Source organism: Gryllotalpicola reticulitermitis (assembly GCF_042651345.1).
Classification (GTDB): Bacteria; Actinomycetota; Actinomycetes; order Actinomycetales; family Microbacteriaceae; genus Gryllotalpicola; species Gryllotalpicola reticulitermitis.
Genome location: NZ_JBHSCN010000005.1, coordinates 803,013 through 826,950, shown reverse-complemented (window position 1 = coordinate 826,950; position 23,938 = coordinate 803,013). Strand labels below are relative to the sequence as shown.

Annotated in this window: 22 protein-coding genes, 1 tRNA gene and 1 pseudogene; 12 read left to right on the top strand and 12 right to left on the bottom strand. The window is 68.4% G+C overall.

The window, feature by feature from the left end:
* The first annotated feature begins 4 nt into the window (after window positions 1-4).
* Window positions 5-334: an antibiotic biosynthesis monooxygenase family protein gene (locus ACFOYW_RS10965; protein WP_390228970.1), complete on the top strand. Its 330-nt coding sequence runs from the start codon at window positions 5-7 to the stop codon at window positions 332-334.
* Window positions 335-344: 10 nt separating this feature from the next.
* A complete protein-coding gene (locus tag ACFOYW_RS10960; RefSeq protein WP_390228969.1) occupies window positions 345-1,433 on the top strand; it encodes a mandelate racemase/muconate lactonizing enzyme family protein in 1,089 nt (362 codons plus the stop codon).
* Between the two features lie 34 nt (window positions 1,434-1,467).
* Here ACFOYW_RS10960 and ACFOYW_RS10955 read toward each other — a convergent pair whose 3' ends face one another.
* A complete protein-coding gene (locus tag ACFOYW_RS10955) occupies window positions 1,468-2,775 on the bottom strand; it encodes an MFS transporter (RefSeq protein ID WP_390228968.1) in 1,308 nt (435 codons plus the stop codon).
* Between the two features lie 23 nt (window positions 2,776-2,798).
* Window positions 2,799-3,614 carry an aldo/keto reductase gene (locus tag ACFOYW_RS10950; protein WP_390228967.1) on the bottom strand — a complete coding sequence of 272 codons (816 nt, stop codon included), beginning with the start codon at window positions 3,612-3,614 and terminating at the stop codon, window positions 2,799-2,801.
* 109 nt (window positions 3,615-3,723) lie between these two features.
* Between ACFOYW_RS10950 and ACFOYW_RS10945 the strand changes: the two genes are divergently transcribed.
* Both ACFOYW_RS10945 and ACFOYW_RS10940 read left to right on the top strand, forming a co-directional pair.
* Window positions 3,724-4,101, top strand: a complete 378-nt coding sequence (locus ACFOYW_RS10945; protein ID WP_390228966.1) for a DUF2255 family protein — start codon at window positions 3,724-3,726, stop codon at window positions 4,099-4,101.
* A gap of 41 nt (window positions 4,102-4,142) precedes the next feature.
* On the top strand, window positions 4,143-5,813 hold the full coding sequence (locus tag ACFOYW_RS10940; RefSeq protein WP_390228965.1) for an alpha-amylase family protein: 1,671 nt from the start codon (window positions 4,143-4,145) through the stop codon (window positions 5,811-5,813).
* Here ACFOYW_RS10940 and ACFOYW_RS10935 read toward each other — a convergent pair.
* From ACFOYW_RS10935 to ACFOYW_RS10920, 4 genes and pseudogenes are all read right to left on the bottom strand, one after another.
* On the bottom strand, window positions 5,782-6,561 hold the full coding sequence (locus tag ACFOYW_RS10935) for a GNAT family N-acetyltransferase (protein ID WP_390228964.1): 780 nt from the start codon (window positions 6,559-6,561) through the stop codon (window positions 5,782-5,784). The two genes, ACFOYW_RS10940 and ACFOYW_RS10935, sit on opposite strands and share 32 nt — an antisense overlap.
* 79 nt (window positions 6,562-6,640) lie before the next feature.
* Window positions 6,641-6,714, bottom strand: a tRNA-Gly gene (locus ACFOYW_RS10930).
* A gap of 377 nt (window positions 6,715-7,091) precedes the next feature.
* A pseudogene (locus ACFOYW_RS10925) lies at window positions 7,092-7,568 on the bottom strand (nuclease-related domain-containing protein); the annotation flags it as partial.
* 18 nt (window positions 7,569-7,586) lie between these two features.
* Complete coding sequence (locus ACFOYW_RS10920; RefSeq protein WP_390228963.1) at window positions 7,587-7,766, bottom strand: hypothetical protein; 180 nt, start codon at window positions 7,764-7,766, stop codon at window positions 7,587-7,589.
* Window positions 7,767-7,964: 198 nt separating this feature from the next.
* On the opposite strand from ACFOYW_RS10920, the gene ACFOYW_RS10915 reads away from it, so the two are divergent.
* The 4 genes from ACFOYW_RS10915 to ACFOYW_RS10900 all read left to right on the top strand — a co-directional run bounded on the left by ACFOYW_RS10915 (window position 7,965) and on the right by ACFOYW_RS10900 (window position 14,415).
* Window positions 7,965-9,338: an HNH endonuclease gene (locus ACFOYW_RS10915; RefSeq protein WP_390228962.1), complete on the top strand. Its 1,374-nt coding sequence runs from the start codon at window positions 7,965-7,967 to the stop codon at window positions 9,336-9,338.
* Window positions 9,339-9,385: 47 nt separating this feature from the next.
* Complete coding sequence (locus ACFOYW_RS10910) at window positions 9,386-9,928, top strand: DUF2127 domain-containing protein (protein ID WP_390228961.1); 543 nt, start codon at window positions 9,386-9,388, stop codon at window positions 9,926-9,928.
* Window positions 9,929-9,991: 63 nt separating this feature from the next.
* A complete protein-coding gene (locus ACFOYW_RS10905; RefSeq protein ID WP_390228960.1) occupies window positions 9,992-10,504 on the top strand; it encodes a MarR family winged helix-turn-helix transcriptional regulator in 513 nt (170 codons plus the stop codon).
* On the top strand, window positions 10,501-14,415 hold the full coding sequence (locus ACFOYW_RS10900; protein WP_390228959.1) for an ABC transporter ATP-binding protein: 3,915 nt from the start codon (window positions 10,501-10,503) through the stop codon (window positions 14,413-14,415). Before ACFOYW_RS10905 ends, ACFOYW_RS10900 begins: the two co-directional genes overlap by 4 nt.
* Window positions 14,416-14,455: 40 nt before the next feature.
* On the opposite strand, the gene ACFOYW_RS10895 is transcribed toward ACFOYW_RS10900, so the two are convergent.
* The 4 genes from ACFOYW_RS10895 to ACFOYW_RS10880 all read right to left on the bottom strand — a co-directional run bounded on the left by ACFOYW_RS10895 (window position 14,456) and on the right by ACFOYW_RS10880 (window position 16,691).
* Window positions 14,456-14,629, bottom strand: coding sequence for a hypothetical protein (locus tag ACFOYW_RS10895; RefSeq protein WP_390228958.1), 174 nt, complete (start codon window positions 14,627-14,629; stop codon window positions 14,456-14,458).
* 3 nt (window positions 14,630-14,632) lie between these two features.
* On the bottom strand, window positions 14,633-15,205 hold the full coding sequence (locus ACFOYW_RS10890; RefSeq protein WP_390228957.1) for an ATP-binding cassette domain-containing protein: 573 nt from the start codon (window positions 15,203-15,205) through the stop codon (window positions 14,633-14,635).
* A 432-nt stretch (window positions 15,206-15,637) separates the two neighbouring features.
* A complete protein-coding gene (locus tag ACFOYW_RS10885; protein ID WP_390228956.1) occupies window positions 15,638-16,324 on the bottom strand; it encodes a hypothetical protein in 687 nt (228 codons plus the stop codon).
* Window positions 16,325-16,331: 7 nt separating this feature from the next.
* Window positions 16,332-16,691: a hypothetical protein gene (locus ACFOYW_RS10880; RefSeq protein ID WP_390228955.1), complete on the bottom strand. Its 360-nt coding sequence runs from the start codon at window positions 16,689-16,691 to the stop codon at window positions 16,332-16,334.
* A 255-nt stretch (window positions 16,692-16,946) separates the two neighbouring features.
* Here ACFOYW_RS10880 and ACFOYW_RS10875 point away from each other — a divergent pair, with 255 nt between their 5' ends.
* Complete coding sequence (locus ACFOYW_RS10875; protein ID WP_390228954.1) at window positions 16,947-18,590, top strand: sensor histidine kinase; 1,644 nt, start codon at window positions 16,947-16,949, stop codon at window positions 18,588-18,590.
* Window positions 18,591-18,603: 13 nt separating this feature from the next.
* Here the strand turns inward: ACFOYW_RS10875 and ACFOYW_RS10870 are convergent, their stop codons facing one another.
* Entirely contained in the window at window positions 18,604-20,064 is a 1,461-nt protein-coding gene (locus tag ACFOYW_RS10870) for an MDR family MFS transporter (RefSeq protein WP_390228953.1), read from the bottom strand.
* A gap of 60 nt (window positions 20,065-20,124) precedes the next feature.
* Between ACFOYW_RS10870 and ACFOYW_RS10865 the strand changes: the two genes are divergently transcribed.
* From ACFOYW_RS10865 to dcd, 3 genes are all read left to right on the top strand, one after another.
* Complete coding sequence (locus ACFOYW_RS10865; RefSeq protein WP_390228952.1) at window positions 20,125-20,763, top strand: TetR/AcrR family transcriptional regulator; 639 nt, start codon at window positions 20,125-20,127, stop codon at window positions 20,761-20,763.
* A gap of 228 nt (window positions 20,764-20,991) precedes the next feature.
* Window positions 20,992-22,641: a hypothetical protein gene (locus ACFOYW_RS10860; protein ID WP_390228951.1), complete on the top strand. Its 1,650-nt coding sequence runs from the start codon at window positions 20,992-20,994 to the stop codon at window positions 22,639-22,641.
* A 71-nt stretch (window positions 22,642-22,712) separates the two neighbouring features.
* On the top strand, window positions 22,713-23,357 hold the full coding sequence (dcd, locus tag ACFOYW_RS10855; RefSeq protein ID WP_390228950.1) for a dCTP deaminase: 645 nt from the start codon (window positions 22,713-22,715) through the stop codon (window positions 23,355-23,357).
* Here the strand turns inward: dcd and ACFOYW_RS10850 are convergent.
* On the bottom strand, window positions 23,354-23,929 hold the full coding sequence (locus ACFOYW_RS10850; protein WP_390229619.1) for a GTP pyrophosphokinase: 576 nt from the start codon (window positions 23,927-23,929) through the stop codon (window positions 23,354-23,356). The genes dcd and ACFOYW_RS10850 overlap by 4 nt on opposite strands.
* Window positions 23,930-23,938 lie beyond the last annotated feature (9 nt).

Here is a 23,938-nt window from a genome sequence, read left to right as displayed (position 1 = left end):
TCGCATGTCTGTCGTGAAGATCAACGCCATCGAAGTGCCCGAGAACGCGGGCCCAGAACTCGAAGCACGCTTCGCTGCGCGCAAGCACGCCGTCGACTCCGCTGCGGGGTTCGAGGGCTTCCAGCTGCTGCGTCCCGTGTCGGGTGAGAGCCGTTACTTCGTCGTGACGACGTGGGACTCGGAAGAGTCGTTCCAGGCCTGGCGCGAGAACGGTGCTGCGGCCGCGCACGGCGGCGGCGAGGGCGGCCACGGTGCGCACGGTGCTCACGCCAGCGGCAAGCCGCCGGTCGCGACGGGCGCAAGCCTGCTGGAATTCGAGATCGTCGAGCTCTGAAAGGTCACGCATGCCCCTGATCACCGATGTTCGCGTCACGAGCTTCGCGCTCGCGGACTACGAGCGGCCGTATTGGAACGCGATCCTCACGACGCGGCATCGCGCCCTGACGTTCGTCGAGGTCGAGACGGATTCCGGTGAGACGGGGCTTGCGCTCGCCGAGGGGCGCACCGCGGCGTACGCCGGGCCGCTGCGCGAGCGGCTGCTGGGCCAGGACCCGCTCGATTCGGCGCGGCTCTGGCACCGCATGTTCACGGGGTGGCGCAAGCCCGTCGCGAAGGGCGACGCGATCGCAGCGATCGGTGGCGTCGACAATGCGCTCTGGGACCTGCGCGGCAAGCTGCTCGGGCTCCCGGTCTACCGTCTGCTCGGCGGCTTCCGCTCCCGGGTCCCGGTCTATGCCGCGGGCGGCTATTACGAAGAGGGGAAGGGCATCGACGGGCTCGTCGCCGAGCTGGAGCGGTTCGTCGCGGCCGGCTACAAGAACGTCAAGATGAAGATCGGTGGCGCGTCGTTCGCGGAGGATGTCGAGCGCGTCCACGCCGCGCGTGAGGCCGTCGGCGCCGACGTCGGGCTGATGATCGACGCCAACAACGCGTGGAACTCGGCGGAGGCGCTGCGCTTCATCCGCGCCGTCGAGGACTGCACCCCGATGTGGTTCGAGGAGCCGTGCTGGCCCGACGACCTCGCGGGCATGGCCGAGCTGCGGCGCGCCACGGCGGTGCCGATCGCGTCCGGCGAGATCGAGTACACACGGTGGGGCGCGCGCGACCTCATTGAGAGCGGGGCGGTCGACATCGTGCAGGCCGACCCGCAGACCGGTGGCGGCCTGACCGAGTGGGTGCGCATCGCGGCCCTCGCTTCGGCGCGTCATCTGCCGATGGCACCCCACGGCGACCAGTACGTGGGCGCGCACGCCGTGGCCGCGGTCGACAACGGCATGATCGTCGAGAGCTACGCCGGGCTGCGACCGTGGCAGGAGGACTACGTCACGACCCTGCCGGTGGTCGACGGCGAGCTGGTCCTACCCGACACACCCGGACTCGGCATCGAAGTCGACTGGGATCGCCTTCGTCAGGACGCAGAGCGCGTGGGCTGAGTCCCTGGGTGCGCCGCGACTGGGATCGCCTTCGTCACGACGCAGAGCGTGTGGGCTGAGCCCCTGGCGTCGCTCGACCCGCGCGCGCCGCGTACCACCACGCGCCGAAAGCGCCGACGGCGAGCACCGCCGCGAACGTTCCGACGGCCGGGATCACTCCGACCGCCGCGCCGAGAACCCCGAGCGTGACGCCGCCGCCGGCGCGCAGCCCCGAGGCGAACATTCCGTAGAGGCCGAGGGTGCGGCCGCGTTCGCCGGCCGGCGCCTCGAGCTGCACGACGCTCTGCGTGATCGACAGCGAGGCGATCTCGCCAAGTCCTGCGACGACGAGCGCGAGCAGCGCGAGCGCATAGCTGCCGGTCAGCGCGAAGGCGAGGGTCGCGGCGCCGAACACGGCCGTGGCGATGACCGCGGAGCGCAGACTCGGGCGCACCAGCCCGGTCGCTTCGAGCAGGAATCCGCCCGCCACCCCGCCGAACCCCATGGCGAACAGGAGCATGCCGTACGTCAGATCCCCCGACGAGCCCGCGCCCAGCCGATCGGCGAACACCGGCATCGACACCTGCAGCGCGTTGCCGATGGTGATCGCAGTGAGGCCCGAAATGATGATCATTGCGATGATCAGGTGATTCGAGCGGATGCTGCGCAGCACCCGCATCGTGTCCTTGAAGGTCACGCTCCGGCCGGACCGGGCCCCGCCGCTCGCACCGGCCAGCTCGGCGTCGCGCCGGTGCCCGGTGAACGAGGTGCGCATCATCAGGATCTGCATCGGCAGGTAGAGCAGCACGTTGACGAAGATGCCGGCCGTCGGGCCGAGGCCGACGAGCAGCGCGGAGCCGACCACCGGCCCGAACAGCAGGCCGAGGCTCTGGAACGTCGCGTTCAGCCGCACAGCGCTCGGCAGCTCGGAGCGGTCGACGAAATCGTGCAGCATCAGCTGTTCTGCCGGGCCCCAGATCGCCCCGGCCGTGCCGTGCAGCACGAGCAGCACGCAGGCTTCCCACACGTGCAGCGAGTGGGTGAGGAAGAGCACACCCCAGAGGGCGGAGACGAGCATGAACAGGCCCTGCGACGCCTGGATCAGCTTGCGGCAGTCGAAGCGCTCGGCGAGTGAGCCGGCCCACACCGAGAGCAGCAGGAACGGCAGCCAGTGGCTGATGACCTCAAAGCCGACGAGGGTCGCGGAGTGGAAGGTCTGCCACAGCACCCAGTACGTGATCACGTGCTCGGTGTTGTCGGCCATCATCGACAGGCCGGAGGTGAACAGGTACGGCCGTGAGTTCCTGTTGCGCAGTGCGGCGAAGCGCCGCGGCACGCCGGGTACCGAGATCGCTTCGCTCATTCGACCAGATTATCGGCGCCTTCTCAGCCGCCGATGCCGCCGGCCGTGCCTGAGATCTCGTCGAGGTCGCCGAGTTCGTCCGCGCTCAGCTCGAACCCGAACACGTCGAAGTTCTCCCGCTGGTGCTCGAGTGAGCGCGAGCGCGGGATCGGCAGGTTGCCCGACTGGATGTGCCAGCGCAGGATCACCTGGTTGGTCGTGACCCCGTGCGCGCCCGCGATGCGGGTCACGAGCGGATGCCTCGCCAGCTCGTCACTGAACTTCAGCGGACTGTAGCTCTCGGTCAGGATCCCGCGGGCGGCGTCAGCCTCGCGCGCGACACGGTTCGGGCGAGCGAGATCGACGGGCACCTGGTTCAGCGCCGGCGTGACGCCGCTCGCGTCGATGACGCGGTCGAGCTGCTCGCCGTCGAAGTTCGACACCCCGATCGAGCGCACGCGTCCCTGCTGCTGCAGCTCGACGAGCGTCTGCCAGGTCTCGACGTAGAGCCCGTCGTGCGGTTCCGGCCAGTGGATCAGCAGCAGGCCGAGCTTGTCGAGACCGAGGCGCTGCATGGACTTGTCGAACGCGGCGAGGGTGCGATCGCGGCCGTGATGCCCGTTCGGCACCTTGCTCGTGACGACCAGCTCGGCCGGGTCGATGCCCGATCGACGGATGCCCTCCCCGACGGCATCCTCGTTCTCGTAGCTGTACGCGGTGTCGATCAGGCGGTAGCCGAGGCCGATCGCCCCGGCGATCGAGTCCGCGCCGTGGGTGCCCACCAGCCCGTAGGTGCCGAGGCCGATCGCGGGAATGGTGGTGCCGTCGCCGAGCGTGAGTGTTGGGGTCGAGTCCGTCATGACTTGAGGCTAGGCAGGCGGGCGGCGAAGCATCCACCCCATTGCGCTTCGCAATCACAGCAGCACGCAAGGGGATGCGGATGTCGTAGGCCTGCGCGACACTTCCACCATGAGCGATTGGACAACTGAGGAACTCAGCGCGGTCACTGCGGCGGAAGAGGTCGAGGTCACGCCGGCCGACGCCGACGGTGCGCCCTTGCAGAGCGTGGTCATGTGGGCCGTGACGGTGGGCGACGAGGTGTTCGTGCGTTCCGTGCGCGGCACGAAGGCCCGCTGGTGGCGCCACGCGACTGCGTCGGCGCGTGGCACGTTCACGGCGGGCGACGTGACGCGCGAGGTCGCGTTCGAGCCGGTCGGCGAGGGGGCTCAGAACCAGGCCGTGACGGATGCGTATAACCAGAAGTACGCGGCGCAGCCCGATCAGTTCCGGCAGCCGATGGTCGAGGGCGCTTCGCTCGCGGCGACGCTGAGGGTCACCCCGGTCTGACTCGACGGTTCCGCAGCTGCGCAACTGGGAACCGTTCGCCCGTGAAGATTACCGACACGGGTGACCTCTGGTGGAAGACCGCGATCGTCTACTGCCTCGATGTGAAGACCTTCCTCGACTGGGACAGCGACGGGGTGGGGGACTTCCACGGGGTTGCGCAGCGCGTCGACTACCTGGCGAGCCTCGGCGTCACGTGCCTCTGGCTGATGCCGATCCACCCGGCGGGTCACTCCGACGACGGCTACGACATCGTCGACTACTACTCGGTCGACGGGCGCCTCGGGTCGCTCGGCGACTTCGTCGAGATGGTGCGGGTCGCGCGAGATCGCGGCATGCGGGTCATCCTCGACCTCGTGGTGCAGCACACCTCGGACGGGCATCCCTGGTTTCAGGATTCGCGCGCGAGCGTCGAATCGCCGTTCCGCGACTTCTACGTCTGGCGCACCGACAGCCCGCCCGAACGGCCGAGCGAGAACGCGTTCCCGGGCGCCGAGCAGGGCGTGTGGGCGCGCGACGATGCGACGGGCCACTACTACCGGCACCAGTTCTATTCGCACGAGCCCGACCTCAACCTGACGAATCCTGAGGTGCGTGACGAGATCGCGAAGCTCGCGGGCTTCTGGCTCGAGCTCGGCATCTCGGGGTTCCGCGTCGACGCCGTTCCGTTCCTGCTGAGCGGCGAGGACCCGAGTGAGGGCCACGAGGAGCTGCACGAATACCTGCGTGAACTGCGCGCGTTCCTCTCGCGGCGGAAGGGCGACTCGGTGCTGCTCGGCGAGGTCAACCTGCCGCGCGAGGACCAGATCGAGTACTTCGGCGGCGACGAGGCCAACGAGCTCACGATGCAGTTCGACTTCATCGGAATGCAGGCGTTGTATCTGGCTCTTGCGAGATCGGATTCCGGGCCGGTGCGCGAGGCCCTGCGCGGGCGCCCGAAGCTCGTCGCCGACAGCCAGTGGGCCAACTTCGTGCGTAACCACGACGAGCTGACCCTCGACAAGCTGAGCGACACGGAGCGGCAGGAGGTGTTCGACGCCTTCGGGCCGGAAGAGCGCATGCAGGCGTACGGGCGCGGGCTGCGCCGACGCCTGCCCCCGATGCTCGACGGCGATCAGCGTCGCATCCGTATGGTCTACAGCCTGCTCTTCGCGCTGCCCGGCACGCCGGTGCTGTTCTACGGCGAGGAGATCGGCCTCGGCGAGGATCTCGACGCCGACGGCCGCCTCGCCGTGCGCACGCCGATGCAGTGGAGTGCGGATGCGCCGAACGCCGGCTTCTCCGCGGCCGCGCCCGACCGGCTCGTCGCGAAAGTCGTCGAGGGGCGGTTCGGGCCCGAGAACGTGAACGTCGAGGCGCAGCGGCAGGACCCGGAGTCGCTGCTCAGCCATATCAACCACCTGGCGCACCGGTACCGCGAGTGCCCGGAGCTCGGGTGGGGCGACGCCGAGGTGCTCGATCTGGCGGAGTCCGGCGTGCTCGGGCTGCTCTACGACTGGGAAGACTCGGGCATGGTGACGCTGCACAACTTCACGGATGCTTCGACCACGGTGTCCCTGTCACTCGACGGGCTTCCGGAGGGAACGCTGCTCGTCGACCTGCTCGAGGGTGGCGACAGCGCCGTGTCGAGCGACGGCCACGCCGAGGTGCCGGTCGACGGATACGGGTACCGCTGGTTGAGGATCACACCGCCGGGGAGCCGGCGGCTGCGCTGAGCTCGGGGGCGGCGCCCGCGGCGGAGTCGGAGTCGGCGGCGAGCTCGAGCCACCACGTCGAGCCCTGGCCGATGCGGGTGAACCCCTGCGCGCGGTAGATCAGGGCGCCCTGCGGGCTCGTGCCGATGATCGCGGTCTTGGCGCCGGCCTCGCGGGCGGCCGCGACCACGGCGTGCAGGAGCCCTGCGCCGAGACCGGTGCGACGGAACGGCGGCCACACGTCGAGGTCGAAGATTCCGGCGTTCTCGCCGGACATGAACGACCACGCGTGGCCGGCGAGGACGCCGTCGACGCGTGCGGCGGCGTAGAAGGTGCGGTCGGGCTCGATCTGCGCCAGTTCGAGGAGGCGCCCGTAGCCGCCCTGCTCGTCGCTCACGTCGCCCGGGAGCGCGCCGAGGTGCACGCGAGGGTCGATCGACTGGGAAATCCGTTCAAGCGACGCGGTCATCCACCAGGGCGACCAGCCGCGCTCGAAGCCGAGTTCGGCGAGCGGTGAGGCATCCGTGTCGTTCTCGACCCAGCAGCCGACCAGCTCGTGCCCGTTCGCCCGTGCGCGTTCGACGCCGCGTTCGACTGCATCGAGCGGGATGGATCGCGGGAACATGAGGTTCTGCCCGTCGGGTCCGTCGGTCCAGTGCAGCGGGCCGTCGTCCCACACGGTGCCGCCGAGACGTTCGGCGCGCAATTGGAACCAGTCCGTCTGCACGCGTTCGCAGATCGCCAGCAGCTGTCCCCGATCAGCTTCCATTGCGGCATCGTAGGTTTCCTGCGTCGCGCGCCGCCAGGGGTTGCGGGTCGTAGCTTGCCGAGACGCTAGTCGTACCAAATGGAGCCGATGACGGGAATCGAACCCGCGCTGTCTGCTTGGGAAGCAGAAGTTCTGCCATTGAACTACATCGGCGTTGCCTTGAAAACACTGGGATCGCGGCCCGTGTCATCTCGGCGAATACGCAGTCGAGTACACGACCACGCTCCGTCCGGCGAGCCGGACGTTGCTTGCAATCATACGGGAGCGATTGGGGGGGCACGTGAGCGCGGCCCTCGAAACTGCTGGCTGGGCCAACCCATCACCTTCGGGTCCGTCGGAGTCGCCACCGCTGGTCGACTGAGCGGCGGTAAGGGGTCCGGAGTGGGCTGGTCGATCAGTGGCATCGTGCTCGGCGTCAGTGGTCTCGCACTGTACCTCTGGAACGTCTACCGCGCCCACACCATCGGCTTGGTCCAAAAAAGCACGCTGCCGGAGCGGTGGGGCGCGCTGCCTCCCAGGCCGATGGCGGCCTATGCGGCCCTGAACGCCCGGGCGATCAGGGCGGTCAGTGCTTCAACATCGCCCGTCCCCGGCGCCTGCTTCCGAATCAGTTCCGCGAGCTTTCGTGGCCACACGACGGCGACGCCGCGGGTTGCGAATGATCCGCCGATGAGCGGCCAGTCGGCCTCGACGAAGCAGAGGGCGCCGCGCACAGCAAGCTCGGGAAAGTGAGTCTGCAATATGTCGATCTGCCGGAGGACGCCATCGACAAGCTTCGTCTGATCGCGTCGGCCGACGACGAGCTTCTCGACTCGCGGTCGCAGGAGCCCACCCTCGACGCGTAGTTCAGGCCGGCCCGAGTACTTCTTCGCGTCGACGAGCCATACCGCACCGGCCGTTACAACGATGTGGTCGATGTTGGCGCGACGTCCGGGAATCCGCCGGTCATGCAACACGCGGATTCCTTCCGAAGCGATCTTCTCCAGCTCGGCCGCGACACGCAGCTCCCCGGCTGCACCGGTGCGTCAGGCATCCGTTGACTGGCGTTCGTCGCTGAGGGCGACGGCGATCTTCCCGAGTCGCCCGTTGCCCCACTTCTCGCGGATCTTGTCCTCGTCTTTAGCGAGGCGCCGCTCGTATTCACGTCGCGCAGATGCGCCGGCCGTGCCGTCGATGTAGGTCCTTGCTTCGGCCTCGTCGCTCACATAGGGAGTCAACCGTCCGCTGCAAGAGGGGTCACGCCCCCATTCGGGTAGCTGAGCGGCCGCGCCGGGCCTCGAGTGGCATGGGGCCCGGCGTGCTTCGCGGCCGTCCCGCGCGCCGGCCTGCATGCGCGCACGTCGCCTGTAGATAACCGTAGCTGTGTTCGACTGAATGTCGGTGGTCGCCCATAGCGTTTGGCTATGTCGATCAGCGAGATGCGCGAGTTGTTTCCGGGGCCCGACCCCGTGGCCAACGCGCGCGCGGGGTTTCTCGCCGAGGCGGGTCGACCGGGCATCCTCGAGCGGCTGCGCGAGACGGATGCCGAGATCGCCAGGCTGCAGGCCGAGCGGATTCGACTGTTGGGCCGTCTCGGCGAAGAAGCCTTGATGCAGGCCGAGCTCGACGCGGCGCGGAACCCTGACGACGACCCAGACCGGTGGGTGCGGCTGCAGTGGCGATCGGCAGCGATGGAGCTGGCCGCGGCCGCGAAGCTCGGGGCCGAGAGCGCGACACGGCAGCTGGCCGAAGCATGGACGCTCACAGAGAAGTGCGAGCCGACCTTGCAGGTGCTCGAGGCGGGTGAGATCTCGTTCGGCCACGCGCAGACGATCGCCCGGGAAGTCGCCGACCTCGACGCGTTTGCTGCGCTCGACGCGCAAGAGATCCTGCTGCCGCAGGCGCAGAAGTTCTCGGTCGGCCTGTTCGCGCGCAAGGCGCGGCAGCTGCTCGACCGCGGCGACCCTGACAAGCTCGCTGACCGGCACCGCCGCGCGTTTGCAGATCGGCACCTGAAAGTCGAGGGCGCGAGAGACGGCATGGCGTGGCTGACGGCATATCTCGATGCTGCCGATGCCGCGGTGATCGCCTCGGGGCTGCACAACGCAGCCGAAGACGCCCGGGCCGCGGGTGACGCCCGCACGCGGCGCCAGGTCGAGGCCGACCTCTTCGTCGACGTGCTCGCGGCTGGTCAGATCACCATCGGCCACGTCGCGGGGGCCACCCGTAGTGTGCGAGACCGGGCGCCGATCAGCGTCGAGGTGCTGATTCCCGCCGCCACTCTCGCTGGCGATGATGCGGCGCCCGCGTTGATTCCGGGTATCGGCATGATCGATCCGCGCAGAGCCCGTGAACTGGTGGCCCGGGCACCGAGTTTGAGACGCATCCTCACCGATCCCCTTGCCAGCACCGTCCTCGACTTCGACCGCAGGACCTATCGGGTACCCGCCGAGCTCAAGCGCGTGATCATGCGAAGAGACCTGCACTGTCGTGCCCCGGGCTGCACCCGGCCGATCATCGAAATCGACCACACCGTCGGGTTCGCCCGCGGCGGCACCACCAGCCGCGGCAATCTCGCTGGCCTGTGCCGCAATCACCACCACCTCAAGCACGAAGCAGGGTGGTCACTCGTGCAGCATGCCGACGGCGTGCTCGAGTGGACCAGTCCCACGAAGCGGCACTACCTCACCGAGCCCGGCCTCGTCCTCCCGGCCGAACCGCCGCCCGACGAGTGGGACCCGGCTCCCTTCGACCTTCCCGACGTCGACGACAGCGATGAAGCTGCCGACGACGATTGAGCAGCGCTCTGAGTCGTCTCTTAGAGCGCCGGCGTGCAGGCTGGGTATTGAGACGGCGATGGGAGGTGCTCGTGAAGGATCGGATTCTCGACCTGGTCTTCCTCGTCGGCGTGCTGTTCAAGGGCATCGACGGGGTGGGCGAGCTGCTCGGCGGCGCGATCCTGCTCTTCATCGGGCCGGCCCAGCTCAAGGGAATGGCCAACGCAGTCACTGCCCACGAGCTGTCGCAGGACCCCGACGACACGATCGCCAACTTCATCCGGCACGAAGCGGCGCACCTCGACAGCAACAGCGTGGTGTTCCTCGCGATCTACCTGTTGCTGCACGGCATTGTGAAACTTGCGATCGTCATCGCGCTTCTAGTCGGTTCGAAGCGGGTCTACCCGTGGGCGATCGCCGCCCTGATCGCCTTCGTGCTGTTCCAGCTGTACGAGCTCATCACCGCGCCGAGCATCGGCTTTGTCCTGCTCACGGTCTTCGACCTCGTCATCATCTGGCTGACGTGGCGCGAGTGGCGTCGCGATCGCGAGTTGCGAGACACGTGGCGCGGCACGGTCGACTGGGTGTTCCGGCGCCGAGTGGCGAGCTGAGCCGCAAACCAGTGATGCGGCATCCGAGATCGTTCACCCCCCGAACCATGTATAGTTCGGAGGGTGAACGACATCTTCGCTGCCGCCGACGCGGTCGCTCGCCTCTCGCGCATGCTTGAGCGCGCCGCGGCGCCGCTCAGTCTCGCCGACTTCCGCGTGCTCAGCTCGATCGAGGCCGGCGAGGTCCGCGCCAGTCGCCTCGCCCAGCGTCTCGCCGTCGGCAAGCCGGCGATCAGCGCCACGGTCGACTCGCTCGCGAAGCGCGGGCTGATCCTGCGCACCAAGTTCGAGGACGACCAGCGGGTGATCGCGCTCGCGCTCACCGAAGAGGGCGCCGCAGAATTCGCGCTCGCGAAAGAGCGCCTGGTGGCGCGGGTCAGCGCAGTGACGGATGCCACGCATGACCCCGCGGCGAGCATCCGCACTCTTGCTGAACTCGGTGAGGCCATCGAGCGGGTGCAAGCCGCCCGAGAGGCGGCAGCATCAGCAACAACAGCACCAGCAACAACAGCACCAGCACCAGCAACAGCACCAGCAACAGCAACCACGCCCTCAGCAGCAGGGGTGACTGCGTGAGCGCCGCCACGCCGCCGACGGGAGGCGCGCAGGGCCAGCGCACGCAAGCTCAGCGCAGCCAAGCCGAGCCCGCACAGATCAGCTGGACCCGTCGCCTGTGGTCATACGTGCTGCGGCATCGCGTCGGCCTGTTCACGGCGCTCGGCGCGGCCCTGCTCGGCAGCGGGTGCCAGGTGCTCACCCCCCTCGTCGCACGCCAGATCGTCGACCGGGTGATCGGTCAGCACGCAGGGAACCTCGTGGTCTGGCTCGTGATCCTGATCGTGCTCGCGGCGGCCAACTTCGGCTTCAGCTACCTGCGCCGCTACCGCGGCGGGAAGGTCGCGCTCGAGGTGCAGAACGACCTGCGCAACGACATGCACGATCACCTGCAGAAGATGGACTTCACGAACCTCGACCGCATGCCCACGGGCCAGCTCGTGGCGCGCGCGAGCTCCGATTCGAGCCTCGTGATGATGCTCCTCAACTTCCTGCCGATCGTGAGCGGCAACGTCGTGCTGCTCGTCATGTCACTCGTCGTGATGTTCGTGCTGTCGCCGCTGCTCGCGCTCGTCGGCCTCGCGATGATTCCGGCCCTGATCGCTGTGAGCTACCGCATGCGTTCGAAGGTGTTCCCCGCCACGTGGGACAGCCAGCAGCGCGAAGGCGAGCTCGTGCAGATCGTCGACGAGGACACCGGCGGCGTGCGCGTCGTGAAGGCGTTCGGCCAGGAGCGGCGTGAGCTCGAGCGGCTGACGGGCTCTGCCGTCAAGCTGTACGGCTCGCAGATGCGCGCGACGCGCATCCAGTCGCGGTTCCAGCCGCTGCTCGAGTCGATCCCGGCGTTCGGCCAGGTCGGCATCCTCGCACTGGGCGGCTGGCTCGCCCTCAACCACAACATCACGCTCGGCACCTTTCTCGCGTTCTCGACCTACGTCGCGCAGATGCTGGCGCCGGCCAGGCAGCTCGCGGGCATGATGGCGATCGCGCAGCAGGCGCGCGCCGGGGTCGAGCGCATCGCGCAGCTGCTCGACACGCCGCCCGCGATCGCCGACGCCGCCGACGCGACGGTGCTGCCGACGACGCGCGGTGCGATCGAGTTCGACGACGTGCACTTCGCCTACGGCGACGACCCCGAGCATGAGACCCTCACCGGCTTCAGCCTGAGGATCGGCGCCGGCGAGCGCGTGGCCGTCGTTGGGGCGAGCGGCTCGGGGAAGTCGACTGCGGCGATGCTCATCCCCCGCTTCTACGACCCCGTTCGCGGCAGCGTGCGCGTCGACGGCATCGACGTGCGCCGCCTCACACTGCACTCGCTGCGCTCCCAGATCGGTGTCGTCTTCGAAGAGAGCTTCCTGTTCAGCGACTCGGTGCGCAGCAACATCGCGTATGGCAGGCCCGATGCCTCCGATGAGGACATCGCGCGCGCGGCCCGCATCGCGCAGGCCGACGGATTCATCGACCGCCTGCCCCGCGGCTACGACACGGTCGTCGGTGAGCGCGGTCTGTCGCTTTCGGGCGGCCAGCGGCAGCGCGTGGCGCTTGCCCGGGCGATCCTCGCGGACCCGCGCATCATGATCCTCGATGACGCCACGAGCGCCATCGACTCCCGCACCGAGGAATCGATCCACGAGGGTCTGCGCGAGGTCATGGCCGACCGCACCGTGCTGCTCATCGCGCACCGGCAGTCGACGCTGCACCTCGCCGACCGCGTCGTGCTCGTCGATGAGGGCAAGGTCGTCGACGAGGGCGCTCACGACGAGCTGATGGCTCGCAACCCGGCCTATCGCATGCTGCTCGCAGGCATGGAAGACGGCGAGGCGCCGGCGGGCGGCGCGGCCGCGAGCGGTGACATCGACTCGGTCGCGGCGTACGCCGGCAAAGCTGGTGTCACTGCCGGCGCATGGCGAAAGCCGCAAACGGATGCCTCGGGCTACGGCGCCCGCGCACAGGTGCCCGGAGCCCCGAGCCTCGGTCCCGGCCTCGGCGGCGGCGGTGGCGGGAAGGGCGGCGGCATGCGCCGCGCACTTGCCGCGACCCCGGAGCTCCTCGCCCGCGTGGCGAAGCTGCCGCCCGTCAAGGACGTGCCCGAGGTCGACATCGACCGTGAGGGCGCCCACCGCGCGAACTTCTCGCTCCGCTCGCTGCTCGCCGACTACAGGTGGCCGCTGCTCTTCGGTCTGCTGTTCGTCGTGATCGACGCGGTGGCGGGGCTGATCGGGCCGGTGCTCGTCAAGAACGGCATCGACCAGGGCGTCGTGACTGGATCGACATACGCGATTCTCGGGGCATCCGGTCTCTTCCTGCTCGTCACGCTCGTCGACCTCTTCGACGAGATCGCCGAGACGTTCGTGATGGGTCGCACGGCGCAGCGCGTGATGATGAACCTGCGCATCCGCGTGTTCGCGCAACTGCAGCGTCTGTCGCTCGACTACTACGAGCGCGAGATGGCCGGTCGCATCATGACGCGCATGACGACCGACATCGACCAGTTCGAGCAGCTGGTCGAGAACGGTCTGCTGTCGGCGCTCGTCGCGTTCGTGACCTTCGTCGGGGTGGGTGTCGCGATCCTCCTCGTGAACCCGCTGCTCGGCGGGGCGGTCCTGCTCGTCGTCATTCCACTCGCGTTCGCGACGGTCGTCTTCCGACGCCGCGCCGCCTCGCTCTACGACCAGGCGCGCGACCGCATCGCGATCGTCAACGCCGACTTCCAGGAGAGCCTGTCGGGCGTGCACGAGGCGCAGGCGTTCGTGCACGAGGAGGCCACGAAGAAGCACTTCCACGGCCTGGGCGGCTCGTACCTCCAGGCCCGCGTCGCCGCGCAGAAGCTCGTCGCGACCTACTTCCCGTTCGTGCAGTTCCTGTCGTCGGTCGCCGACGCGATCGTGCTCGGGCTCGGCGCGTGGCTGATCCTGCACGGCCAGCTCACCACGGGTGCGCTGATCGCGTTCCTGCTCTACGTCGACATGTTCTTCTCGCCGATCCAGCAGCTTTCGCAGGTGTTCGACGCGTGGCAGCAGACCACGGTGTCGGTGCGTCGGATCGCCGAGCTGATGAAGCTCGAGAGCCTGACGCCGCAGGCATCCGATCCGGTCGACTCAGGCCGGCTGTCGGGCGCGCTCACCCTCGACGACGTGCACTTCGCGTACCCCGCGATTCCCGCCCGGCCGGGAGTGCAGGAACGCGGCCCGCAGGACGCGCGGGTCGAGGAGCTCGAGGTGAGGCCGACGAAGCCCCCGGAGGCGCTGCGCGGCATCCGGCTCGATATCGCCGCGGGCGAGACGATCGCGCTCGTCGGCGAGACCGGCGCGGGGAAGTCGACCGTCATGAAGCTGCTCGCGCGCTTCTACGACGCAGACCGCGGCGCCGTGCGCGTGGACGGTCATGATGTGCGCGACCTCGATCTGACCGCCTACCGCTCCCAGCTCGGCTACGTGCCGCAAGAGGCATTCCTGTTCACCGGCAGCGTGCGCGACAACATCGCGTACGGCCGGCCGGCGGCGACGGATGCCGACGTCGAGGCCGCTGCCCGCGCCGTCGGCGCGCACGACTTCATCGCGACCCTGCCGAACGGATACCTGCAGGAGATCTCGGAGCGCGGCCGCTCGCTCTCGGCCGGGCAGCGCCAGCTCATCGCGCTGGCGCGCGCCCAGCTCGTCGACCCGGCGATCCTTCTGCTCGACGAGGCGACGTCGAACCTCGACCTCGCGGCCGAAGCGCGCGTCACCGCGGCCATGAATCGGGTGTCGGCAGGCCGGACCACCGTGCTCATCGCGCACCGCTTGCAGACCGCCCGCGCGGCCGACCGCATCGTGGTGCTCGCCGGCGGCGGCGTTGCCGAGATCGGCTCGCACGATGAGCTGCTCGAGGCCGACGGCCAGTACGCGTCGATGTGGCGTGCGTTCGAGCTCGCGTCGCAGCGCGCCGCGTAGTCGCGCTGCCTGGCCGTAGCGCCCCGGAGACCTAGGCGACTCAGTCGCCACGTTCGCGCAGTAGGCGGTGAAGGTTGGCGCGAAACAGCCAGCCGACTGCGAGGGGTATCAGTGCGTCCGCCACGAGTGTTGTGCTGGCGGCGGCGCGCAGCCCGAGCTGGATGCCGTGGCACGGTACCTCGTTGATGTGGCCGACGAGTACCAACCAGGCCATCGCTCATCGCGTGGGGCAGTCGGCGAGGAGATACGGTCGGTCGGTCAGCAGTGCGCGTGCGATGGTCATCCGCTGCTGTTCGCCGCCGGACAACAGCCTCGCTGGCATCTCCGCGCGAGACGAGAGTCCAACCGACGCGAGGGCTGCGCCGGCCGCTCTTCGTGCTGAGGACATCGTCACCCCCGACGACAGCAGGGCGGTGGCGACGTTGTCGACGGCGGTCCTTGACTCGAAACAGGCATTGTTCTGCAGGATTTGGTTGAAGTGGGTTCTCCGAAGCGTGCGCACCGTGCTGGTGCGGTGCCGCTCCACGACTACGTCGCCAAGCGAGATCGTTCCGGTACGGGGTGCAAGCAGCAGAGAGAGGAGCGACAAAAGCGTGGACTTTCCGGCGCCGCTCGGTGCGACTAGAGCCGTCAGCGTGCCAGGGAGAAAGCGGTGGCTGAAGTCGTGAATCACTTCGTCCGCCGCTTGGGGGTAGCGGTAACAGATTCCTCTGGCTACCAAATCCTGCGCGCGGCTCCCCGTGCGCTCGGTTGTCGCGCGGGCCGCGGGTTGCAAAGGCGTCACGTGCATGGCATCAGCCCAGCTAGTTCGGCAGGATTGGCCAGCACCTGATGGAGTGCGATCGGCGTGACCTTCGTGAGCCCCGGTTCCCCGCCTAGCACCTTGATGCTGATCGGCTCAAGCACGGCCGGATGGGTACCGTGCGGGTAGACGCAGACCTTGCCGCTAGGCCCGGTGACAAGTGCGCTCGTGGCAATCGTTGACACATTGCGGGGTTGCGCGAGCCGAACTGGTCCTGCGATGGAATCGTCGCCGGAGGGCACGAGATTCGACAAATCCGGCAATGGACCAATCGCAGTGAAGTCGGCAGTGAGGGGGATTGCGATCGACGGCTGGGATAACGGCGCGAACACGTAGCCGGTGCCGGAATCAGGGAACTGCGCGAACCCAGGGCCCGCGGAATCCGTGCCCGAGCTTGAGTCGTCGCTCGGGGCTTCGGCGCTAAGCCTGGTAATCGTGCCTCTCGCGGTCAGGATCGTGTCGCCGGGTGGCGGCGCGGGCTGAGCAGTGGCGAGCCGGGTAGCGCCAACCGTCAGCTCGGCGACAGGTAGGTAAACGAACCACGACGGCTCGAACGTCGTCGCATGCGGGGTCGCAGCCGAGTTGCCGACAGAGCCTGCCGACTCCGGTCTCGAGCCGAGAATCGAAAACGGAGCGTTGACCGTAGCTGCCTATCCCCAATGCGTCGAGCGCCTGCCGCAGCATGGTCACATCAGCGCCGTTGTCCCCGACGGAGAGCGCACGATAGAACGCGGTGGTCGTTGCAACGGCAACGCGCACCACGCCGTCGACAACGGCGACCGGCGAGCCGGTCGTGACCGTCGCCCCGGAGTGCGTTCGAACTTCTGTCACGAGTCCCGACCACTCCGGGGCGAATAGTGTCGGGCCATTCCGCCAGGTGACGACCCCCACCGCCCCGACGAGACCTGAATCGGTGGCGGTCTGCACCGGCGTTCCCACCGGGCGAGCGGCGGCTTCGAAGCCCGACGGCGGGGGTGGAATGACCCAGATCAACGCGGCGAGGATCGCGACGGGCAGCACGATCGCAACGACGAGGCACACCGGCAACATCCATGTCTGACCACTCGGGGCGCCGCTTGCGTCAGTCGGGTGATGGTCGTCGGACATTTTCGGGCTACTTCGCAAAGGTGTTGACGAGATCGGCGAACTCGCTCATGCACGCATCCGCCTGACTGCGCCGTTCGGCGCTGAGGCCTTCGAACCACGCTGGCGTCATCAGCCATTTGTTGAGGTTGCCGTCGCTTGTATCGGAGGGCAGGTCAACCCCGGCGGCCGTCAGACATCGCAGGAACTGCGGCTTCTGTACCTTCTCCTCCGCAGCACTGAGCACCTGCTGCTGCCTCCATCGGTCCTCCACGTATGCGGCGTGCGCGAGCTGACACTGGCCCACCCCGCGTTCCAACGCGACGATGTTGGCCGGTTTTGTATGAGCCGAGTCGGCGTCGCCAAGCGACGGGGAGATCGACTCGACCACGCTCGGCGCTATCGAACCCGGCGTGGCGTCAGCACCCTCAGCGGACATATCCGTGCGGCTGCTGGGTCGCTGATATGAATAACTCCAGTCGAATAGCTTCGGATCATGCTGGCTGGGATGCAATAGCACTGACGTCCCAGGCACCCGTTGCTCCACGCAGCGAGCCATCGCCTGCATCGCGGACTCATAGTCCGCGCGGCGCCCGACAGGGACAACCAGCACCCGTAGCCGGGGCGGCGCGGCTAGCCTGGACGCGTGTCCCCCGCGACGTCGGTCGAAGCCCGCCTGCGCGCACTGATTCAGGCGAACGAGCATCTCGTCTCCGCGCTCGATCTCGACGTGGTGCTGCGCCGTGTCGTCGAGCTGGCGATCGAGCTGTCGGGCGCGCAGTACGGTGCGCTCGGGGTGCTGTCCGCCAACGCGCCGACGACGCCGGGCGGCAAGCGGCTCGAGCGGTTCATCCACGTCGGGATCGGTGACGACGATGCCCGGGCGATCGGCCATCTTCCCGACGGTCACGGTCTGCTCGGCGCCCTGATCGACACGCCCGCGCCGATCCGGCTCGATGAGATCGGCGCAGACATCCGTTCAGTCGGATTCCCGCCGAAGCATCCGCCCATGCGTGAGTTTCTCGGCGTCCCGGTGCACTCGCGCGACACGATCTTCGGCAACCTCTACCTGACCAACCGCGAGGGCGGCTTCACCGCTCAAGACGAGGAGATCGTCGTCGCACTCGCTGCGACCGCCGGGCTGGCCATCGAGAACGCGCGGCTCTTCGCGGCGACCGAGCGCCGGCGCGCATGGACGGCGGCATCCGCCGAGATCACCGCGGCGCTGCTTGCCGGCGACGAGCGCGACCCGCTCGGCATGATCGCCGAGCGCGTGCACGATCTCGCCGACGCGTTCGTCGCGGCGGTTCTGGTGCCGAGCACCCGTGGCGGCGGTACGGATGCCGGTGAGCCGGCACACCTGGAACTCGCCGCGGCATCGGGTGCGGGCTGGGAGCGGTTTCGCGGACGCGTGCTGTCCGGCGACGGCACGCTCGTCGACCGGGTCTACCGCACGGGGCGCGCCGAGCTGGCGGAGGACCTCGCGAACGAATTCTCGCCGGAGCAGGCGCTCGGCCCCTCCCTCGCACTTCCGCTGTCGACGGAGGGCGCGAGCACGGGAGTGCTGCTCATCGCACGAGAACCGGGGCGCGCCATGTTCAGCCCGGGCACACAGGAGATCGCGTCGGACTTCGCCGATCAGGCATCCGTCGCCCTTGCTCTCGCCGGTGCGCGTGACGCCCGCCAGCGCATGGCGCTCGTCCGCGACCGCGGGCGCATCGCGCGCGAGCTGCACGACAACGTGATCCAGCAGCTGTTCGGGTCGGGGCTCGAACTCCAGGGGCTGCTCGGCACGGGGCTGCCCGACGCCGTCAACGTGAGTATCGCGCGGGTCACCGAGCAGCTCGACGAGGCGATCAGCCAGATCAGGCTCGCGATCTTCGCGATGACCTCGAGCCCGGCGGATGCCTCATCACTGCGGCACCGCGTCATCGACGCCGTCGAGCAGTTCCGTCAGGACCTGCCCCGCAGCCCCCGCATCGATTTCCGCGGCGCCCTCGACTCCGCCGTGCCTGTGGAGCTCGCCGACGACGTGGTCGCGGTCGTGCGCGAGGCGGTCGCCAACGTCGTGAAGCACGCACGGGCGCGCACGGCGAGCGTGTCGGTCGGCCTTCAGGGCGAAGTGCTGCGCGTCGAGGTCGGCGACGACGGCCGCGGCGGGGTCGAGGCGTCGCGCCGCCGCTCGGGACTCGCCAACCTGCGCGCCCGGGCCGAAGCACGCGGCGGGTCGCTCCGGATCGACTCGGGCGGCGCCGGAACACACCTCGTGTGGGAAGTGCCGCTGGGCTGACGGGCGTCGCGGTTCAGGCCTCCGGCGCGGGAGCGACTGCGGGGGGCTTGCCCGGCAGCATGAGCGACAGCACGACGCCGACCGCCGAGAAGCCGACCGACCACCAGAAGGCGGTCTGGAACGCGCCCGCGGCTCCCCCTGCGGTCGTCGCGGTGGCAAGCGCGCCGGCGAGGATCACGGCGAGCACCGCGCTGCCGAAGGCGCCGCCGACCTGGGTCGCGATGCGGCTGATGATGCTCGCGTCAGGGATCTCGGGGCGCTCGAGACCCCGGAACGCGAGCGCCATCAGTGGAACGGTGACGACGCCGAGCCCGAGACCCCGCACGAGAAGCGCCACCATGAGCCAGATCTCGTTCGTCTGGCCCCCCGCGTACGCGAACGGAACGGTGCTCACGGCGACGATCGCGAACCCGATCACGGAGAGCCAGCGTGCGCCCATCGTGTCCGAGAGGCGGCCGGCGATCGAGCGGCTGAGGAAGGTGCCGACGCCCTGCGGAATGAGCAGGAGGCCCGCATCGAGCGGTGTCATGCCGCGCAGCTGCTGGAAGTAAAGAGGGAGCAGCAGCATGGCGCCATAGAGCCCGATGCCGGAGAGGAACAGCAGCACCGACGACGAGCTGAGCGCCCAGTGCCGCAGCAGCAGGATGTCGATGAGCGCCTTGGTGCGGCGCCGCAGCGCCCAGAGCACGAAGGCGAGCAGCAGCACGACACCGCCGATCAGGGGCCAGAGCACGTCGGCGCGCGTGAAGCCGCCGGTGCCGCTCGTGTTCGAGAGGCCGTAGAGGATGCCCACGAGTCCGGGCGCGAGCAGCACGAATCCGACGATGTCGAAGCTTGCGCGGTGCACCGGGCCGTCCTTCGGGATCATGATCGAGGCGAGCACGAGCCCCACGACGCAGAACGGCACGTTCACCCAGAAGAGGAACGACCAGTGCAGGTGGGTCAGGATCACGCCGCCGATCACCGGCCCCAGAATCGGCCCGAGCACGGCGGGCAGACTCACGATCGACATGATCTGGCCGAGCGCCTTTCCGCCCGCGGCCTGCATCACGATCGTCGACATGAGGGGAAGCATGACGCCGCCGCCGATGCCCTGCACGACCCGGAAGGTGATGAGGCTCGGCGCCGACCAGGCGAGGCTCGAGAGGATCGAGCCGCCGAGGAAGATCGACAGGGCGATGAGCCACAGGCGCTTCGTGCCGAGCATCCGCTGCGCCCAGCCGGTGATCGGGATGATGACCGCGAGCGCGAGCAGATAGCCGGTGCTCACCCACTGGATGGTCGAAACGGATGCGTGCAGATCGGTCGACAGGGTGTGCAGTGCGACGGAGACGATGGTCGTGTCGAAGATCACCGCCAGCGCGCCGACCAGCACCGCCCAGATGGTGCGCCAGACGGCAGGATCGATCTTGGTGCTCTCCGCGTCTGTGGCGGGGCCGGGCGCCGCGGCGCGGCCTGGTTGAGTGGTGGACATCATGCGCTCCTTTAGAAACACTCTGTACCTAAAGGGTACGAAGGTAGAATAAGAAACACAATGACCCTTAAAGACGATTCGCAGGATTCGCAGGATTCGCAGAACTTGCACGAGGCTCCGCCCGCTCAGCGGCGCCGAGGCGTGGCGCTCGAGAACGCGCTGCTCGACGCCGCATGGGCGGAGCTCGAAGAGAAGGGCTACGACGGCTTCACGATCGAGTCGGTGGCCGAGCGCGCGCGCACGAGCCGCGCCGTCGTGTACCGGCGCTGGGCGTCGAAGCCCGAGGTCGTCACCGCGGCCGTCGGGCACTGGGCGAGTGGCGCGCAGGTCGACGTTCCCGACACCGGGTCCCTGCGCGGCGATCTGCTGGCGATCTTCCGTCGCACCAACCGCACGCGAGCGCCCTACGCCATGCTGATGAGCGCACGACTCGGTGCCTACTACGCGGAGACGGGCACGAGCTTCGCCGACCTGCGCGAGACGTTCCTCTCGGGGCGCACGAGCGCGCTCGACGCCGTACTCGACCGCGCGGCCGAACGCGGCGACATCGATGCCACCCGACTGACGCCGCGGATTCGTGGGCTCGCGTTCGACCTCTATCGCCACGAGCTGCTGATGACGCTGAAACCGGTGCCGGAGGAGGTCATCGAGTCGATCGTCGATGAGGTCGTGCTGCCCTTGATGCGTGCCCCGCGGTGACGGTGACCGGCGTGGTGTGCGGGGTCGAACCCCTCAGCCTGACGCATCCGCTCTGAGAAAGCTCTAAGCGATTTAGCATCGCTGATCAGCATATTTTCTCCAGCGATTTGCTCGGCCGCGTTCACCTCGGCGTCGCTTGCGTGTGGCGCCGAATTCAGCATGCCCCTCGAATGTGGCACATGGCCGTGCCTCCTGCCGCCGGCCGGAACGACACATCGAAGGAGAACCATGTCGTCGAAACCCCGGGGCCTGCGCCGCAGCCTCATCGCCCTCGGTCTCGCGGGAGCGACCGTCGTCGCCGTCGCGAGCCCCGCTCTCGCGCAGCCGGTCCGCGGCCACGACAGCGGCTTCGATCGCGGCCACGGATACGGCGTCACGCGACTCGAGCCCGGGAACCTGCTCGTGAGCACCAGCGACTACGTCGGCACGCCGAACATCACGGCCGGTCAGACGCAGCTGCCGCCGAACTGCACGGGGAGCAACTGCGTCACCGCCACGGCGGACGGCAGCTACCCGACGGTGTTCAACAATGTGCTCTCCGACTCCTCGTTCGGCGTCACGTCGCCGATCGTTCTCGACGAGCTCAGCCCGAGCGGCCGCCAGCTCGGCTCGATCACCGTCCCCGAGGTCGGCGGCGCCGTCACGAGCTTCTCGTCGAAGTCCGAGCTCGCCCTCAATCAGTCGACGAGCGGCAAGTACGTCACCTTCATGGGCTACGCGGCGCCTCAGGACGCGGTCGACGTCTCCAACTCGAACACGCCGGGCGCGATCGACCCGACGAACCCGGTTCCGGGCAGCGACTATCGCGTGGTCGTCGAGCTCGGCGCCGACGGCAAGTTCCACTTCACCGAGACGAACGCGTACAGCGGCAACAACGGCCGCGCCGCCGTGCTCGCCGACACGAAGGGCCTCGACGAGCTCTACACCGCGGGCAACGCGGGCAACGGCTCGAACCCGCAGCCCGAGAACGTCGTGCTCGGTGCGGGCGCTCAGCTCCTCAGCCCGTCGAAGCTGCCCGAGTCGAAGCAGACCCCGGGGCTGCCCACGCCGGTCGGCGCGTTCAGCGTGACCCAGCTCGGCGACAAGGCCGACAAGATCGGCAAGGACACCAACTTCCGCGGTCTCACGATCTCGAACAACGTCCTCTACTTCACCAAGGGCAGCGGCAGCAACGGCGTCAACACCGTCTACTTCCTCGACACGACGGGCACCGCGTGCCCGAACGGCGTCGGCGTGCCCGCCGCCGGTGCGAAGCTTCCGACCGCCGCGGTGACCTACGATGCCGAGAACGGGCTCACCCCGAACAACATGTGCGTCCTCGCCGGATTCCCGACCACGACCGCGAAGTCCGACACCGACTTCTTCCCGTTCGGCCTCTGGTTTGCGAACAAGGACACGCTCTACGTCGCGCAGGAGGGTGACGGCAGCAACACCTACAGCACGACGACGAACAGCTACACGGATGCGGCGTCCTCCGCGACCGCGGGCCTGCAGAAGTACTCCTTCGACAACGCGACGAAGTCGTGGAAGCTCGACTACACGCTGCAGAGCGGCCTGAAGCTCGGCACGCCCTACACGGTGGCGGGCTACCCGAAGGGTGACAACGCCGCGACCGGGCTGCCGTGGGCGCCCGCGACCGACGGTCTGCGCAACATCAGCGGTCGCGTCAACGCGAACGGCACCGTGACGATCTGGGGCGTCACCTCGACCGTCAGCGGCAGCGGCGACCAGGGTGCAGACCCGAACGCACTCGTCTCGGTCACCGACCGGCTCTCCTCCACCGCCGCGTCGGGCACGGAGGCCTTCCACGCCGTCAAGGCGCCGAAGTACGGCACGACGGTTCGCGGTGTCTCGTTCACGCCGGGAACCAGGTTCTAAGCATCCGATCCACCAGGCAGGGGCGCTCCGGGAAACCGGGCGCCCCTGCCTGTCTTGGATAGGCTGGCCGCGTGCTGCTCAGCGACCGCGACATCAAGGCCGAACTCGACGGGGGCAGGATCGCGCTCGAGCCCTACGACCCCGAGATGATCCAGCCGTCCAGCATCGACGTGCGCCTCGACCGCTTCTTCCGGCTGTTCTCGAACCACAAGTACCCCTATATCGACCCGGCCGAGAACCAGCCCGACCTGACGCGCCTCGTCGAGGTCGACGGCGATGAGGCGTTCATCCTGCACCCGGGCGAGTTCGTCCTCGGGTCGACCTTCGAACGCGTCAGCCTGCCCGACGACATCGCCGCGCGACTCGAGGGCAAGAGCTCGCTCGGCCGTCTCGGCCTGCTGACTCACTCGACCGCCGGCTTCATCGACCCCGGCTTCACGGGTCACGTCACACTCGAGCTGAGCAACGTCGCGACGCTGCCCATCAAGCTGTGGCCCGGCATGAAGATCGGGCAGATGTGCTTCTTCCGGCTTACCTCCCCCGCCGAGAAGCCCTACGGCTCGGCCGCGTACAGCTCGCGCTACCAGGGTCAGCGCGGCCCGACCGCGAGCCGCAGCTACCTCAACTTCCACCGCACCGATGTGACGAGTGCAGACCCAAGCCGTGCTGACGTGAGTGGTGCAGACGTGAGTGGCGCCGAAGGCGAGCGGCGCTAGTCTCGGCGCACCTGGTCGTGCAGTATCTCCATCTTCGTGTCGAGATCTGCCGCGACATCCGCCGCATCGCGTAGCCCCCGCAGCAGTGCGCTCGGCACCTCGCGGTCGTACTTGTAATAGATCTTGTGCTCGAGGCTCGCCCAGAAGTCCATCGCGACCGTGCGCAGCTGGACCTCGACGGTCACTGGCACCGGCCCGTCGGAGAGGAACACGGGCACCTCGATGATCGCGTGCAGGCTCTTGTAGCCGTTCGGCTTGGGATGCTCGATGTAGTCCTTGACCATGATGACGCGCACGTCGGACTGCTTGGTGAGCGCCTCGAACACCCGGTAGACGTCGCTGACGAACGAGCACACGACGCGGATGCCTGCGATGTCGGTGATCGCCTGACGGATCGCCGCGTACGACGGGTCGACGCCCTTGCGCGCCACCTTCTCGAGCACCGACTCGGTGCTCTTCAGCCGCGAGCCCACGTGCTCGATCGGATTCTCGGCGTGCAGCGCCGCGAACTCCTCGCGCAGGATCGAGATCTTCGTCATGACCTCGTCGATTGCGAACTTGTACGGCATCATGAACCGCGC